This is a genomic window from Blastococcus sp. SYSU DS0541, assembly GCF_054050875.1.
The window spans coordinates 1-14,486 of sequence record NZ_JBJHAD010000032.1; the positions used below are offsets into that span (position 1 = coordinate 1).

Annotated in this window: 16 protein-coding genes and 1 tRNA gene; 6 read left to right on the plus strand and 11 right to left on the minus strand. The window is 77.1% G+C overall.

Going from position 1 to position 14,486, the window contains the following annotated elements; translation table 11 throughout:
* Positions 1-168 precede the first annotated feature (168 nt).
* The 7 genes from ACI794_RS20275 to hemW form a co-directional block, all read right to left on the minus strand.
* Positions 169-774, minus strand: a complete 606-nt coding sequence (locus ACI794_RS20275) for a response regulator (protein WP_456581649.1) — start codon at positions 772-774, stop codon at positions 169-171.
* Positions 771-1,883 (minus strand): sensor histidine kinase, encoded by a 1,113-nt coding sequence (locus ACI794_RS20280; protein WP_456617227.1) that lies wholly within the window; start codon positions 1,881-1,883, stop codon positions 771-773. Before ACI794_RS20280 ends, ACI794_RS20275 begins: the two co-directional genes overlap by 4 nt.
* 20 nt (positions 1,884-1,903) lie before the next feature.
* The gene (locus tag ACI794_RS20285; protein ID WP_456617228.1) at positions 1,904-2,650 is read right to left on the minus strand and encodes an ABC transporter permease; all 747 of its coding nucleotides are present in this window, start codon (positions 2,648-2,650) and stop codon (positions 1,904-1,906) included.
* Complete coding sequence (locus tag ACI794_RS20290) at positions 2,647-3,555, minus strand: ATP-binding cassette domain-containing protein (RefSeq protein WP_456617229.1); 909 nt, start codon at positions 3,553-3,555, stop codon at positions 2,647-2,649. Before ACI794_RS20290 ends, ACI794_RS20285 begins: the two co-directional genes overlap by 4 nt.
* Before the next feature lie 92 nt (positions 3,556-3,647).
* The gene (locus tag ACI794_RS20295; protein WP_456581653.1) at positions 3,648-3,962 is read right to left on the minus strand and encodes a TraR/DksA family transcriptional regulator; all 315 of its coding nucleotides are present in this window, start codon (positions 3,960-3,962) and stop codon (positions 3,648-3,650) included.
* 80 nt (positions 3,963-4,042) lie between these two features.
* A complete protein-coding gene (locus ACI794_RS20300) occupies positions 4,043-4,198 on the minus strand; it encodes a hypothetical protein (protein ID WP_456581654.1) in 156 nt (51 codons plus the stop codon).
* A gap of 151 nt (positions 4,199-4,349) precedes the next feature.
* Positions 4,350-5,588, minus strand: coding sequence for a radical SAM family heme chaperone HemW (gene hemW, locus ACI794_RS20305; RefSeq protein WP_456604229.1), 1,239 nt, complete (start codon positions 5,586-5,588; stop codon positions 4,350-4,352).
* A gap of 49 nt (positions 5,589-5,637) precedes the next feature.
* Here hemW and ACI794_RS20310 point away from each other — a divergent pair, with 49 nt between their 5' ends.
* Complete coding sequence (locus tag ACI794_RS20310; RefSeq protein WP_456581656.1) at positions 5,638-6,426, plus strand: enoyl-CoA hydratase-related protein; 789 nt, start codon at positions 5,638-5,640, stop codon at positions 6,424-6,426.
* A 46-nt stretch (positions 6,427-6,472) separates the two neighbouring features.
* Here ACI794_RS20310 and ACI794_RS20315 read toward each other — a convergent pair whose 3' ends face one another.
* On the minus strand, positions 6,473-7,129 hold the full coding sequence (locus tag ACI794_RS20315; RefSeq protein ID WP_456617230.1) for a maleylpyruvate isomerase family mycothiol-dependent enzyme: 657 nt from the start codon (positions 7,127-7,129) through the stop codon (positions 6,473-6,475).
* Positions 7,130-7,205: 76 nt separating this feature from the next.
* Between ACI794_RS20315 and ACI794_RS20320 the strand changes: the two genes are divergently transcribed.
* Positions 7,206-7,661 carry a MarR family winged helix-turn-helix transcriptional regulator gene (locus tag ACI794_RS20320; protein WP_456581658.1) on the plus strand — a complete coding sequence of 152 codons (456 nt, stop codon included), beginning with the start codon at positions 7,206-7,208 and terminating at the stop codon, positions 7,659-7,661.
* 24 nt (positions 7,662-7,685) lie between these two features.
* Here ACI794_RS20320 and selB read toward each other — a convergent pair whose 3' ends face one another.
* The 3 genes from selB to ACI794_RS20335 form a co-directional block, all read right to left on the minus strand.
* The gene (gene selB, locus ACI794_RS20325; protein WP_456604232.1) at positions 7,686-9,431 is read right to left on the minus strand and encodes a selenocysteine-specific translation elongation factor; all 1,746 of its coding nucleotides are present in this window, start codon (positions 9,429-9,431) and stop codon (positions 7,686-7,688) included.
* Positions 9,422-10,738 (minus strand): L-seryl-tRNA(Sec) selenium transferase, encoded by a 1,317-nt coding sequence (gene selA / locus ACI794_RS20330; protein ID WP_456617231.1) that lies wholly within the window; start codon positions 10,736-10,738, stop codon positions 9,422-9,424. Before selA ends, selB begins: the two co-directional genes overlap by 10 nt.
* A gap of 30 nt (positions 10,739-10,768) precedes the next feature.
* A tRNA-OTHER gene (locus ACI794_RS20335) sits at positions 10,769-10,864 on the minus strand.
* 53 nt (positions 10,865-10,917) lie between these two features.
* Here ACI794_RS20335 and ACI794_RS20340 point away from each other — a divergent pair.
* From ACI794_RS20340 to ACI794_RS20355, 4 genes are all read left to right on the plus strand, one after another.
* A complete protein-coding gene (locus ACI794_RS20340) occupies positions 10,918-11,499 on the plus strand; it encodes a helix-turn-helix transcriptional regulator (RefSeq protein WP_456617232.1) in 582 nt (193 codons plus the stop codon).
* 10 nt (positions 11,500-11,509) lie between these two features.
* The gene (gene selD, locus ACI794_RS20345) at positions 11,510-12,517 is read left to right on the plus strand and encodes a selenide, water dikinase SelD (protein ID WP_456617233.1); all 1,008 of its coding nucleotides are present in this window, start codon (positions 11,510-11,512) and stop codon (positions 12,515-12,517) included.
* A gap of 253 nt (positions 12,518-12,770) precedes the next feature.
* A complete protein-coding gene (locus ACI794_RS20350; RefSeq protein ID WP_456617234.1) occupies positions 12,771-13,247 on the plus strand; it encodes a hypothetical protein in 477 nt (158 codons plus the stop codon).
* Between the two features lie 57 nt (positions 13,248-13,304).
* Positions 13,305-14,270: a zinc-binding dehydrogenase gene (locus tag ACI794_RS20355; RefSeq protein ID WP_456581663.1), complete on the plus strand. Its 966-nt coding sequence runs from the start codon at positions 13,305-13,307 to the stop codon at positions 14,268-14,270.
* The last annotated feature ends 216 nt before the right edge of the window (positions 14,271-14,486 follow it).

The window sequence follows — 14,486 nt, forward strand, 5'->3', positions numbered from 1 at the left end:
CCCCCCCCCCCCCCCCCCCCCCCCCCCCCCCCCCCCCCCCCCCCCCCCCCCCCCCCCCCCCCCCCCCCCCCCCCCCCCCCCCCCCCCCCCCCCCCCCGGCCGCCCCCGGCTCGACCCGGGACGACGTACGGGCGCTCGGCCGTCAGTCGTCGGGGCGAGGCAGTTCTCCTACAGCCAGCCCTTCTCCTCCGCGACCCGGGCTGCCTCGACCCGGGTGCGGGCGCCGGTCTTGCCGATCGCCGAGGACAGGTAGTTGCGCACCGTCCCCTCGGACAGGAACAGCCGGCCGGCGATGTCGGCGACGGTCGCGCCGTCGGCGGCGGCGCGCAGCACGTCGGCCTCCCGCGTGGACAGCGGCGTCGCCCCGATGGCGAGGGCGGCGGCGGCCAGATCGCGGTCGATGACCCGCTCGCCGGCCATCACCGCCCGGATCCCCTGGGCCAGCTCGCTGACGGGCGCGTCCTTCACCAGGAACCCGGCGGCGCCGACCTCCATCGCGCGGCGCAGGAACCCCGGCCGCCCGAACGTCGTGAGGATGACCGCGCGGCACGCCGGCAACGCCGTGGCCAGCTCCCGTGCGGCGGCCAGCCCGTCGGCGCCGGGCATCTCGATGTCGAGCAGGGCGACGTCGGGACGGTGCTCGACGGCGGCCGCGGCGACGGCGTCGCCCCGGCCCACCTCGGCCACCACCTCGATGTCCTCCTCCAGCTCGAGCAACGCCCGCAGCGCCCCGCGGACCATCGTCTGGTCCTCGGCGATGAGCACCCGGATCACGACGCCGCCACCGGGGAGGCCGCGACCGGGCTGCTCAGCGGGACCGACGCGCTGAGCCGGAAGCCCGACCCCTCCCCCGGTCCGTGCTCCAGCCGGCCGCCGACCGCGGCGACGCGCTCGGCGAGGCCGCACAGCCCGGCCCCGGCCGGGGCGTCGCCGCCGCGGCCGTCGTCGGCGACGGTCAGCTCGACGTCCTCGTCCCGGGTCCGGAGGGTCACCGTGACCGACCGCGCGCCGCTGTGCCGGAGCACGTTGGTGGTGGCCTCGCGCACCACCCAGCCGAGCACCGCGTCGACCGGTCCGGGCAGCGGCGGCCCCGGCGCCGGCGCCCGCAGCGCGATGCCGGCCGCCGACAGCGCCGACCGCGCCTCGGCGAGCGCCTGCGCGAGGCTCACCTGGCGGTAGCCGCTCACCGCGTCGCGCACCTCGGCGAGGGCCCGGCGGGCGGCCGCCTCGACGTCGGCCATCTCCTGCCGGGCGCGCACCGGGTCCCGCTCGACCAGCCGGCCGGCCAGCTCGCTCTTGAGCGCGATCAGCGACAGGCTGTGCCCGAGCAGGTCGTGCAGGTCGCGGGCGAAGCGCAGCCGCTCCTCGGTGACGGCGTTGCGGGCCAGCTCCTCCCGCGCCTCGACGAGCTCGGCGTTGACCGACATCAGCTGCCGCATGCCCCGCAGCGCGAACGCGGTGAGCAGGCAGATCACCGGCAGGACGAAGACGTCGCCGAGGACGCCGTGCGCGGCCAGCACGGCGGCGCAGACCGCGGCCGCGCCCACGACCGCCGGCCAGACCCACCGCTCGGGCAGCGCCACCGAGACCGCGGCCGAGACGTAGATCATCAGCCCGGCCCACGCCGGGCCCAGCCAGACGGCGAGCCCGACCCCGAGGACGGCGACCACCGCGATCTGCACGCGGGGCCAGTCGTTGCTGCTTCCGAAGACCCGCCCGAAGATGCCGAGGTAGACGACGGTGAAGGCGACGAGGGCCGCACCCGCCACCACCTGCGCGAGCAGCGGGCGGGGCGTGGTGACCAGGTCGGCGATCGGGAAGACCTGGAACAGCAGCCAGGGCACGGCCCAGCCCAGGCGCTGCCAGCGGTTCCGGGGGTCCACGGGCCGCACGGTAACCGGGCTCAGCCCGCGACCGCGTGCAGCGGCCGCTTGCGGGCGACGGTGACCGCGATGAGCCCGAAGGCGGCCGTGAAGCCGGCCATGGCCAGCACCGCGCCCGCCGCCGGCCACGCCCCCGCGACCACGCCGCGCCCCAGCTCGGCGTACCAGTACGACGGCAGCGTGTAGGCCAGGCCCCGCATCGCCTCGGGCAGCATCGCCACCGGCCACCACAGCCCGCCGAGCGCCGCGAGCACCACGCCCAGGATGCCGATCGCTCCGCCCGCGGCCTTCTCGTCCAGCGAGAGCCCGACCAGCAGCCCCAGGGCGACGAACGCCGCCGACCCGGCCCACAGGACCGCCAGCAGCGCCAGCCAGGTGCCGGCCGGCAACTGCACCCCGTTGACGAAGCGGCCGACCAGCGCGACGACCAGCAGGCTCGGCAGGGCCAGCAGCACACCGACGACGACGTCGACGGCGAAGACCTGCGTCTGCGGCACGGGGGTGACCCGGAGCTGGCGCAGCCAGCCCGAGGCGCGGTCGAAGGAGATGCGGATGGTCGCGCCCAGGGAGGCGCCGATGGCCCCGTACGCCATCATCGAGACCATGATCGACGCCGAGACCTCCTGACGCTCGGCCACGCCCGGCATCTGCCCGCCGATGATCTTCGTGAGGAAGATCGTGAAGAGCGCCGGCAGCAGCACGGTGAAGAAGACGAACTGCTTGTTGCGCGCCACGCGGCGCAGCTGGAAGGCGAACAGCGGGCTCACCGGGTGGCTCCGATCGGGCTGGACGGGCGGGCGGGGAGCAGGGAGAGGACGGCGTCCTCGAGGGAGGCGCCGCGGACCTCGAGGTCGGGCAGGCCGCCGTCGGCGAGCAGGGCGCGCAGGGTGGCGTCGGCGTCGGTGGTGGCCAGCCGGACGGTGCTGCCCTGCCACGTCACCGCGGTGATCCCCGGAACCGCGCCGAACCGGCGGCCGGGCGCGGCGGTGAAGGATACGGTGCGCCCGCCGACGCCGGTCTTGATCTCGGCGGCGGTCCCGTCGGCGATCACCCGTCCCCCGGCCACCACGACCACCCGGTCGGCGACCGCGTCGGCCTCGTCCAGGTGGTGGGTGGCGAAGACGACGGTGTGGCCGCGCCCGGCCAGGCCGCGCATCGTCGTCCAGAAGGCGCGGCGGGCCTCGACGTCCATGGCCGAGGTCGGCTCGTCCAGGAGGAGCAGCGGTGGGGCCCCGGCGAGGGCGAGGGCCAGCAGCACGCGCTGGCGTTGGCCGCCGGAGAGCGCCTCCACGGGCCGGTCCAGCAGGCCGTCGATGCCGGCGGTGACCACCAGGTCCTCCAGCGGCCAGGCGGTCGGGAAGCTCCGTCGCACCAGGTGGAGCACCTCGCCGACCCGCGCCTCGCTGGGCAGGCCGCCGTGCTGCAGCATCGCGCCGACGCTGCCGGCGCGGACCGCGGCGCGCGGGTCTCGGCCGAGCACGCGCAGCTCCCCCGCGGCCGGGGTGATCAGCCCGAGGACGGCGTTCACCGTCGTCGACTTGCCGGCGCCGTTCGGGCCGAGCAGGGCGACGGTCTGGCCGCGCGGGATGGTGAGGTCGAGGTCCTCCACGGCGACCGCGTCGCCGTAGCGGACGGTCAGCCCGCGGATCTCGAGAGCGGGTGCGGAAGGCATGCGGCGAGCGTGCCCCGGCAGCCGGGGGCGCGGGTAGTGCCGGACGTCGCCGGCCGCACCTGACATCCGTCAGGTGCGGCCGGCGACGGCGCTCAGGCCGGCGGGGTGCAGGCGACGCAGGTGCGGGCGAACGGGCGGAGCTCCAGCCGCTCCTCCGGGATGGCGGTGCCGCAGCCGGTGCAGCGGCCGTAGCTGCCGTCGTCGATGCGGGCGAGGGCGGCGTCGATCTCCGCGATGGTGCGCTGCAGGTCGGCGCTGCGGCGCTGGGCGACGGGGTCGGGCACGGAGGTGGCGCACTCGGCGAGCGCCTCCTCGCGCTGCCGCACGGCGTCGGCGCGCTGCTCCTCCAGCAGGCGGCGGAAGCGGTCGGCCGAGGCGGCGGTCGAGCTGTCGAGGCTGGCGGACATGCGGATCTCCTTCGGGCGAACGCGGGATGACGCGGTCACCGGTCGGTGGCGCGTCGGACGGGCGTGGGACCCCGGCGGGGTCAGGAGCGACGCGGCGGGGCCCGGTCCTGGCTGCGGCGGAGCACGTCGAGGCCGCGGAGGCCGCGGGCGCGGCGGTTCATGGCGAGCGCGAGGCGTGCGCCGCCGGACAGGGCGAACGGCGGGGTGGCGGACGGGCGCGCTGCTGGTGCGATCACCGACGACCCCCTCCGTGCACCCCGGCCTCGTTGCCGGAACGGGCACCATAACCGCTGCCGCGCCCGGCAACCCCGCTCTTTCGAGTGAAGCTGGCCCGGCGCCGTCCCGAGGCTCGTCCCGAGCTTGCGAGGGACGAGGAGGACGGGGTCCTCAATCGGTGAGGTCGCGGACCACCGCGTCGGCGAGCAGGCGGCCCCGGTCGGTGAGGACGGCGCGGCCCGCGGCGTGGGCGCCGGGCTCCAGCAGCCCGCCCGCGACGGCCGCGGCGGCACGGGCCCGACCGGTGGCGGTGAGCGCGGTCAGCGGCAGACCGTCGCGCAGCCGCAGGCCCAGCATCACCGCCTCCAGCGCCCGGTCGGCGTCGTCGAGCACCTCGGCGTCCTGCGCCGGGCTCTCCCCGCGGGCCAGGCGCTCGGCGTAGGCGGCGGGGTGCTTGACGTTCCACCAGCGCACGCCGCCGACGTGGCTGTGCGCGCCCGGGCCGACACCCCACCAGTTGGCGTTGGCCCAGTACAGCTCGTTGTGCCGGCAGCGGGCCGCCGCGGAGGTCGCCCAGTTCGACACCTCGTACCACTCGAAGCCGGCCCCGCGCAGGGTCGCGTCGGCCTGTTCGTAGCGGTCGGCGAGCACGTCGTCGTCGGGCATGGGCAGCTCCCCGCGCCGGACCCGGCGGGCGAGCTTCGTCCCCTCCTCGACGATGAGGGCGTAGGCGCTGACGTGGTCGACCGGCGAGGCGAGCACGGCCTCGAGGGAGGCCGCCCAGTCCGCGTCGGTCTCCCCCGGCGTGCCGTAGATGAGGTCGAGGTTGACGTGCTCGAACCCCGCGGCCCGTGCCTCGTGCGCCGCCTCGACGGCGCGGCCGGGCGTGTGCCGCCGGTCGAGCGCGGCGAGCACGTGCGGCGCGGCCGACTGCATGCCCAGGCTGACCCGGGTGAAGCCGCCCTCCCGCAGCCGGGTCAGCGACGCGGGCGACACCGTCTCCGGGTTGGCCTCGGTGGTGACCTCGACGTCGTCGGTGACGGGGAACAGCTCGCGGACCGCGGCCAGCACCGCCACCAGGTCGTCGGCGGGCAACAGGGTGGGGGTGCCGCCGCCGACGAACACGGTCGAGACCGAGGGCAGGTCGGGGCCGAGGCTGTCGACGGCGCGGCGCAGCTCGGCGATCGCGGTGCCGGCGTACTCGCTCCGGTTCGCGCCGGGGCCCAGTTCCTCGGAGGTGTAGGTGTTGAAGTCGCAGTAACCGCAGCGGGTGGCGCAGAACGGCACGTGCACGTAGAGGCCGAACGGGGTGGAGGTCAGCCCCTCGAGGGCGCTGCCGGGGAGCCGGTCGGGGCCGGGTGCGCCCGGCGGCGGGGCGGCGTCGTTCAGCAACGGCAGGACGGTGTTCATCTGCTCCCAGTGTGCCGCGCCGGCCCGCGGGGGCGGCAGGATGCCGGACGTGACCTCCGACCGAGTGCTCCAGGTGTCCCTCTCGCGCGGCGTCGCCACCCTGACGCTGGACTCCCCGGCCAACCGCAACGCGCTGTCGCGAGCCATGCGCGCACAGCTGCGCGAGGCGCTGACCGACGCCCTGGCCGACGACGCGGTGCGGGTGGTCGTGCTCGACCACTCCGGCCGGGTGTTCTGCTCGGGGATGGACCTCTCCGAGGCGGCCGGCGGCTCGTCGGAGGACCAGGGGGTGCGCGAGTTCCCGGAGTTGCTGCAGCTGCTGTGGTCCTCGCCCAAGCCGGTCGTGGCGGTGGTGCGCGGACCGGCGCGCGCCGGCGGGGTCGGCCTGCTGGCCGCCTGCGACGTCGTCGTCGCGGCGTCGTCGGCCACCTTCGCGTTCTCCGAGGTGCGCCTGGGCCTGGTGCCGGCGGTCATCTCGGCCGTCGTCCTCCCCCGGATGACCACCCACGTCGCCCACCGGCTGATGCTCAGCGGCGAGGTCTTCGACGCCGCGACGGCCGCCGCCGGCGGGCTGGTCGACCTGGTCGCGGGCGACGGCGAGGTGGACGCCGTGCTCTCGGGGCAGCTCACCGCCCTGGCGGCGGGCGCACCCGCCGCCCTGGCCGAGACCAAGCGGCTGCTGCGGTCGCGCCAGCCGGAGCTCTCCTTCGAGCCCCTGCTCGACCTCTCGGCGCGGTTCTTCGCCGGCGAGGAGGGCCAGGAGGGGATCGCCGCGTTCCGCGAGAAGCGTCCCGCCCGCTGGGTGCCCGCCGCGGACGACCCGACCCCGGGTCCCTAGCCCTCTGCCCACCCCGGGTGGGCAGAGCGGCACGGCCCGCGGGGTCCTACCGGAGCCCGACGAGCCCCGGACCGGCCAGCCGGTCCCGGACCGCGGCCGTGCGTCCGGTCAGCAGGAGCAGCAGCGCCTCGATCGGCCCCTCGACCACCTGCCCCTGTCCCACCGCCCAGTCCGCGTCGGTCGCCACCAGCCGCCGGCCGGACAGCCGTCGTCGGGCGTGGAAGGTGGTGGACGTCGGCCACGGCAGGTCCCAGACCCGGGTCGCCGCGGTCACGGCGGCGTCGACGGGCACGGGCCGGTGGTACCCCAGCGGCAGGGCGATGTCCTGCCCGTGCACGAGGACGTCGAGCAGTGGCTCGACGTGGCTGATCCCGGGGGCCTTCCGCCGCGAGCCGGCCATGCCCCGGATCCGGGCGACCAGCTGCTCCCGCGGCAGCGCGGCCTCGCGGACGGCGGTGTCGTGGATCATCCGCTGCAGGTTCCCGCCGGCGCGGATGAGGTCGACGGTCGCCCGGACCGGCCCTGTCTGGGCGAGTGCGAGGTGGGCGGCGACGTCGCGCACCCGCCAGCCCGCGCAGAGCGACGGGTGCTCCCACTCCGCGTCGGCCAGGCCCCCCAGCAGGTCGGCGAGGTGGAGTCGCTGGCGGTCGGTCGCCGCCCAGACGGCGTCGACGTCCATGGTCCGGATCGGTTGCGGTCGCATGGCGGGCTCCCACGTACTAGTAAGATCCTCGAACCAAGATAGTTCGATCATCTGACTTCCGTCAAGGAGGGTGCCGATGGCCGCCGGACCGGTTCCGCCCGAGGACGAGCTCGCGCTCGGGGTGCTGCTCTTCATCCCCTACCGCGCGCTGGAGAACCGGGTCCTCGAGGCGCTGGCACGGGCAGGGTTCGACGACTTCACCCTCGCGCAGGCGCGGGTCATGCAGCGGATCGGACCCTCCGGCACCCGGCTCACCCAGCTGGCGGAGGCGGCGCAGGTGACCAAGCAGACGGCCGGGCACCTGGTCGACCAGCTGGAGCGGACCGGCTACGTCCGCCGGACGCCCGACCCGTCCGACGCCCGCGCCCGGCTGGTCCGCCTCGCCGAGCGCGGCACGGAGGCGCAGGCGGTCGCCGGATCCGTCGTCGCGGAGGCGGAGTCCGAGTGGCGCGCGCACCTGGGAGAACGCCGGTGGCGGCAGCTGCGCGAGGCGCTCACGGCGCTGCGCGAGGTGACCGACCCCTACCGCTGAGCCGGCGGCGCGGCCACGGGGTGGCTACCGGAGGCGGCGGGTGTTGTCGGGCAGCCGCACGGTGACCTGCCGGGTGTCCAGCCACTCCATGAGCGGGACGGCGACCCGGCGGCTGGTGCCCCAGGCCTGCCGGGCCTGGCTGAGGCTGAACGGCTGCGGCACCGCAGCGAGCCGCTCCCGGGCCACCGCCTCGACGCCGGGCGCCAGGTAGACCCCCTCCCCGACGCGTACGAGCTGCCCGCTCCGCACGGCGGCGGCGAGCTCGCGGCTGCCCAGCCCGGCGGCCACCAGGTCGGGGGCCTCGGGGGCGGCGAAGGGATCGGCGGCCAGCCGGGCCCGGACGGCGTCGACCGCCCGCTGCACCTCGGGGGGCAGCTCCGCCGCGCTGTCGACGACCCGCCCCTCGCGCAGCACCAGCGGCTCGCGCACCAGCGCGGGGACCAGCTCGGCGTCGGGCAGCTCCAGCGCCCGGCGCACCACCTCCGACGGCGGCCCGGGCTCGAGCGGCCGCAGGCGCCGGTAGCGCGCGACGACCTCGGGCAGCCGCGCGGCGAGCTCGTCGGCGAGCCCGGCGGCCAGCAGCCAGGGTCCGTACCGCGTGGCGCCGGCCGGCACCGGCCAGCCCATCGCGGCGAAGTCGGCGGCGCGGACGATCCGGCGGCGGGCCAGGTCGGCGGAGGCGCCGTCCGCCCCGTCGGGCTGGGCGACGAGCTCGGCGGCCCGCTGGCGCGCGGCGCCCCGGCGGCGGAGCTCCGGCGGGTCGACGTCCCGCACCTCCGCGCCCAGCACCCGCCGGGCGCCGGGGTCGCGCAGGAGCAGCCGGTCGCCGACCCGCAGCGGCAGGGGCGAGGCCAGGCGCAGCCGCACGGCGGCGCCGTCCAGCGGGCGGAGCCGCGCGCCGACCGTCGCCGAGCCGACGTGCACCACCGGCTCGGCCGGCAGCCGCTCGTCGGGGGCGGTGTCCAGGGTCGCGTCGACGACGTCGGTGAGCCGGAAGGCCCCGGGCGTGAGCAGCGCGTCGCCGCGCGAGAGGTCCTCGACGGCGACCCCGCGGAGGTTGAGCGCCACCCGGGCGGTGGCCGCGGCGCGCTCGACCGGCTCGCCCAGGGACTGCACCCCGCGGACGGCCACCTCGCGATCACCCAGGAGGAGCCGGTCGCCGGACGCGACGGTGCCGGCGGCGAGCGTGCCGGTGACCACGGTGCCGGCGCCCTTGATGGTGAAGGCGCGGTCGATCCAGAGACGGACCGGCGCGCCGGGGTCCGGGGCGGGGAGGCCGGCGAGCAGTGCCTCCAGCGCCGTCGTCAGCTCCGGGAGCCCCCGACCGGTGACCGAGCTGACCGCCACGCCGGGCACCTCGCCCATCGACGTCCCGGCGAGCCGTTCGCGCACGTCGGCGAGGACGGGCGCCGGATCGGCGAGGTCGGCCTTGGTGACGGCGAGCAGGGCGTGCCGCACCCCGAGCGCGTCGAGGACGGCGACGTGCTCGGCGGTCTGCGCCGACCAGCCGTCGTCGGCGGCCACGACGACGAGCGCGGCCGGCACCGAGCCGACGCCGGCGAGCATGTTGCCGACGAACCGCTCGTGGCCGGGGACGTCGACGACCGCGAGCCGGCGGCCCGAGGGCAGCGTGGTCCAGGCGAAGCCCAGGTCGATGGTCAGCCCGCGGCGGCGCTCCTCGGCCCAGCGGTCGGGCTCCATGCCGGTGAGCGCCCGGACCAGCGCCGACTTGCCGTGGTCGACGTGGCCGGCCGTCGCGATCACGTCCACCGGCGGGCCACCTCCAGCACGGCGTCGGCGAGGGCGCCGTCGGCCGACGGCGGGACGCTGCGCAGGTTGAGCAGGGTGCGACCGTCCTCGACGTAGCCGACGACCGGGGTCGCCCCCAGCCGCAGCGGCTCGGCGAAGCGCTCGGCCAGCGCCACGGCGGCGCCGGGCAGCGGGTGCTCGGGCGCCCCTCCCCCGCCGACCCGCGAGTCGGCATCCACGGCGACAGCCTCCACGCCGCCGGCCTCCAGGCGGGCCGCCAGCGCGCGCGCCCGCTCCCGGAGCCCGTCGACGTCGGCGGCGAGCATCTGCCGCACCGGCGGCAGCGGGCCGCGCAGCGTCGCCTCGAGGGCGGCCAGCGTCGTCTTGTCCACGCGGAGCGCCCGGTAGAGGGGGTGGCGGCGGAGGCGCTGCACGAGCTCCGCGCGGCCGAGCACCAGCCCGGCCTGGGGGCCGCCGAGCAGCTTGTCGCCGCTGGCGAGCGCGAGGTCGGCACCGGCGGCGAGCGTCGTCTGCAGATCGGGCTCGTCGGGCAGCGCCGGATGGGGCAGCAGGAGGCCTGAGCCGACGTCCGCGACGAGCGGCACCCCGGTGCCCTGCAGCGCCGCCGCCAGCTCCCCGACCTGCACCGACCGGGTGAAGCCGCGCACGACGAAGTTCGACGGGTGCACCTTGAGCACCGCGCCGGTGTCCGGGCCGAGCGCCCCGCGGTAGTCGGCCAGGGCGACGCGGTTGGTGGTGCCCACCTCGCGCAGGCGGGCCCCCGTGCTCTCCAGGAGGTCGGGGATGCGGAACCCGTCGCCGATCTCGACCAGCTCGCCGCGGGCCAGCACCAGCTCCCGGCCCTGGCCGAGCGCCGTGGCGACCAGCGCCAGCGCGGCGGCGCAGTTGTTGACCACCAGCGCCGCCTCGGCGGCCGGGACCGCCTCCAGCAGCGCGGCGAGGGCCGCCTCCCCCCGCGGGCCGCGGCGGCCGGTGCGCAGGTCGAGCTCGACGTCGGTGGTGCCGCTCGCGGCGACGACCGCGTCGACCGCCGCCTCCGACAGGGGCGCGCGGCCGAGGTTGGTGTGCACGACCACGCCGGTGGCGTTGAGCACCGGGCGCAGGCTGCCGGCCGTGGGCGGGAGTTCGGCCAGGACGGCGTCGACGGCGGCACCGGGCGCGACCTCGCCGGCCCGGATCCGCTGCTGGACGCGCTGCACGGCGCTCTTCACCAGGACCCGCCCCAGCCGCTCGCCGGCGCCGGCGAGGCGCGGGTCGGCGAGCAGCGTGTCGGTGCGGGGCACCTGGCGGCGCGGGTCGGTCGTCATCGCCCCGCAGCGTAGGTGCGGGGCGGGAGCTGGCGGAGGCGGACGGGAATCGAACCCGCCTGGCCGAGATGCTCGGCCACGTCGGCTTTAGAGGCCGCGGGGGCCACCAGACACCCTGACGCCTCCGCCGGGCAGCCTACGTGGTGGAACTGTCGGAGGTCCGTGCCAGCATCCGCGGCGTGAACCGCACCGAGCCCCGCACGCCCGCCACGCTGCCGCCGGTCACCCTCACGCCCGATGAGGCCGCCGCCGTCGCCGCCGCGCTCGCCGCCCGGCCCGAGGGCCCCTACGCCGAAGCCGGGCAGACGGCGCTGGAGAAGGTGCTCACGGCGCTGGAGCCCGATCCCGCGCAGCGCGCACGGCTGCTGGCGAGCAGCCGCTGGCTGGCGGCCGACGTCGCGCGGGGCGCCGAGGTGCGGCGGCGCGTGGAGCGCGGGCTCGCCGAGCGGCGCGTCCTGGTGCTCGACTACCGCGACCGCGAGGGCGCCTGGTCGGAGCGGGCCGTGGAACCGCAGCTGCTCGTCCGCACCGGCGCCCACGAGTTCCTGCTGGCCTGGTGCCGGGAGCGCCAGGAGCTCCGCTGGTTCCGGGAGGACCGCATCGGCGGCGTCGAGCTCACCGGTGAGCCCGCGCCCCGGCGGGACCTGTCCGGCGTCGGTGCGCCGCCCTCGGCCGGGCACCCGGCCGGGCACAGGCTGCCGCGCACCCCGCCGCCGGCCGCGCCACCCCGGCTCCGGGTGCTCCCCGGCGGCCGGGCCTAGATTCGGGCGCGTGACCACCGCACCCGCGCGCATCCGGCTCACCCAGTACGCCCACGGCGGGGGGTGTGCCTGCAAGATCCCGCCCGGCGAGCTCGAGGCGGTCGTCGCCGGGCTGACCGCGCAGGGGCCGGTCGACCCGGCGGCCGAGCTGATCGTGGGCCTCGATGACGGCGACGACGCGGCGGTGGTCCGCATCGCCGGCGGGCAGGGGCTGGTGCTCACCACCGACTTCTTCACCCCCGTCGTCGACGACGCGTACACCTTCGGCCGGATCGCCGCGGCGAACGCGCTCTCCGACGTCTACGCCATGGGTGGCACCCCGGTCGTCGCCGTCAACCTGCTCGGGTGGCCGCGTGACGTGCTCCCCGCGGAGCTCGCCGCCGAGGTGCTGCGCGGCGGCCTCGAGGTGGCGCAGGAGGCCGGCTGCCACGTCGGCGGCGGGCACTCCATCGACGATCCCGAGCCCAAGTACGGCATGGCGGTCACCGGCGTGGTCGACGTCGACCGGCTCATCACGAACGCCGGTGCGGTCGCCGGCACGCCGCTCACCCTCACCAAGCCGCTGGGGGTGGGGGTGCTCAACAGCCGCATGAAGGCCACCGGCGAGGTGTCGGAGGAGGCGGTCGCCTCGATGACGGCCCTCAACCGCGAGGCCGGGCGGGCCGCCGTCGCGGCCGGCATCCGCGCGGGCACCGACGTGACCGGCTTCGGGCTGCTCGGCCACCTCTACAAGATGGCGCGGGCCAGCGGGGTCACCGCCGTCGTCGACGCCGCGGCTGTCCCGTACCTCACCGGCGCCCGGGAGGCGCTGGCCGCCGGCTTCGTCTCCGGGGGCACGCGCCGCAACCTCGACTGGGTGCGCCCGCACGCCGACCTCTCCGCGGTCTCCGAGGACGAGGCGCTCCTGCTGGCCGACGCGCAGACCTCGGGCGGGCTGCTGCTGGGCGGGGAGATCGTCGGTTCCCCGGTGATCGGCGAGTTCGTGCCCCGGGGGCAGCACGTCGTCGTCATCCGCTGACGCGCCCGCGGCGGCGTGTCCCCGGCGGCACGCCGAGCAGGGACACGGCACCGCGCGAGATCTGCTCGCCCGGCCCCCGGTGTCGTGCCACGGTCCCGCCAGGTCGGGCGCGAGCGCGCCCGGCGGGCGGACCGGCGGGGAGGACGACGTGGTGGTGCGGACGGCGGCACGGGCAGCGCTCGCGGCGGGACTGACGGCCGCAGCGGTGTGGGGCGGAGCAGGAGCGGCCGGCGCCGCCGGTCCGAGTGGCGGGGTGGGCGACCCCACCTGGCGGGCCAACGCTGTCTTCGTGGACCCGGCCCGCGGCCTCCTGGTCGACCTGACCGTCGGGGAGAGCTCGGCCGCCGGGACCACGGTGACCGCGGACCTCTTCCTCGAGGAGTGGGAATGCACCGTGGACGGGCAGCCGGCGGTCGCCGACGTCGTCCGCCTGGAGTCGGCCCGCGTCGCGGGGACGGTCGGCTACACCTGCTCGGAGGCGACGGGCGGTGGTCAGGGGCTGGTGCCCGCCACGCTGCAGGGCACGCTGACCGTCGACGTGACCTGGACCGGTGTGGGTGTCCCGGATGCGCAGCCGCTGTTCGACGGCGCCGTCGGCCGCTATGTCGTCCGGGAGGCCGAGGTCGCTGCGGCGGTGTCGGTGTCCGGTGGCCTGTCGGCCGACCTGGAGGCCAACTCCGGTCACCTGGCCCGCGAATCGACTGTGATCCCTCCCGGCCGTCTCCGCTGACCGCGGAGGACCCGGCCCGGAGGACACCGGCAGACGTGCTCGGCTAGGTTCGCGGTCATGCTCGCTGCCTTCGTCTCCACGCCCGCCCCGAAGGACCCGCTCTCCGTGCTGGAGATCGGGGAGCGCCCCGAGCCCGAGGTGCCCGAGGGCTGGACGACGATCCAGGTCAAGGCGGTGTCGTTGAACCACCACGACCTGTTCAGCCTGCAGGGCATCGGCCTGCCCGCCGAGCGGATGCCGATGATCCTCGGCACCGACGCCGCCGGCATCGACGAGGAGGGCAACGAGGTCGTCGTCCACGGCGTCATCTCCACCCCCGACTGGATGGGCGACGAGACGCTGGACCCGAAGCGGTCGCTGCTGTCGGAGGTGCACCAGGGGTCGATGGCCGAGCGGGTCGCCGTCCCCCGGCGCAACCTCCTCCCGAAGCCGGCCGAGCTCTCCTTCGCCGAGGCCGCCTGCCTCCCCACCGCGTGGCTGACCGCCTACCGGATGCTGTTCGTGAAGTCCGGGCTCCGGCCGGGGCAGACGGTGCTCGTGCAGGGCGCCAGCGGCGGCGTGGCGACGGCGCTCATCGTGCTCGGCCGCGCCGCCGGCTACCGCATGTGGGTGACGGGCCGCAGCGAGGAGAAGCGGGCCGCAGCCCTGGCGCTGGGCGCCGAGCAGGCGTTCGAGAGCGGCGCCCGGCTGCCCGAGCGGGTCGACGGCGTCATGGAGACCGTCGGCGAGGCCACCTGGAGCCACAGCATCAAGTCGCTGAAGCCCGGCGGCGTCCTGGTCACCTCGGGCGCGACCACGGGCTTCAACCCCGGCGCCGAGCTCAACCGGGTCTTCTTCACCCAGCTCTCGGTCATCGGCTCCACGATGGGGACGAAGTCCGAGCTCGAGGCGCTGATCCAGATGTGCGCCGTCACCGGCATCCGCCCGCAGATCGACGTGGAGCTGCCGCTGGCGGAGGCCCGGGAGGGCTTCGCGCGGATGCTGGAGGGCCGCACCAACGGGAAGATCGTCTTCACCCTCTGAAGCCCCCGCTCGCAGCCCGCGGCGGGCGGACGACCGCTTCCTGGTCGACCGCGAGGTGACGGTCACGCACGACGAGGTCCACCCCCAGCGGCGGGGGGGGGGGGGGGGGGGGGGGGGGGGGGGGGGGGGGGGGGGGGGGGGGGGGGGGGGGGGGGGGGGGGGGGGGGGGGGGGGGGGGGGGGGGGGGGGGGGGGGGGGGGGGGGGGGGGGGGGGGG

Excerpts from the sequence above, each read along its gene's own strand:
- ACI794_RS20320 (WP_456581658.1), top strand. The coding sequence starts at position 7,206 with ATGGCCGCCGGACCGGTTCCGCCCGAGGACGAGCTCGCGCTCGGGGTG.
- ACI794_RS20295 (WP_456581653.1), bottom strand. The coding sequence starts at position 3,962 with ATGTCCGCCAGCCTCGACAGCTCGACCGCCGCCTCGGCCGACCGCTTC.
- hemW (WP_456604229.1), bottom strand. The coding sequence starts at position 5,588 with ATGAACACCGTCCTGCCGTTGCTGAACGACGCCGCCCCGCCGCCGGGC.
- ACI794_RS20290 (WP_456617229.1), bottom strand. The coding sequence starts at position 3,555 with ATGCCTTCCGCACCCGCTCTCGAGATCCGCGGGCTGACCGTCCGCTAC.
- ACI794_RS20315 (WP_456617230.1), bottom strand. The coding sequence starts at position 7,129 with ATGCGACCGCAACCGATCCGGACCATGGACGTCGACGCCGTCTGGGCG.
- ACI794_RS20355 (WP_456581663.1), top strand. The coding sequence starts at position 13,305 with ATGCTCGCTGCCTTCGTCTCCACGCCCGCCCCGAAGGACCCGCTCTCC.
- selA (WP_456617231.1), bottom strand. The coding sequence starts at position 10,738 with ATGACGACCGACCCGCGCCGCCAGGTGCCCCGCACCGACACGCTGCTC.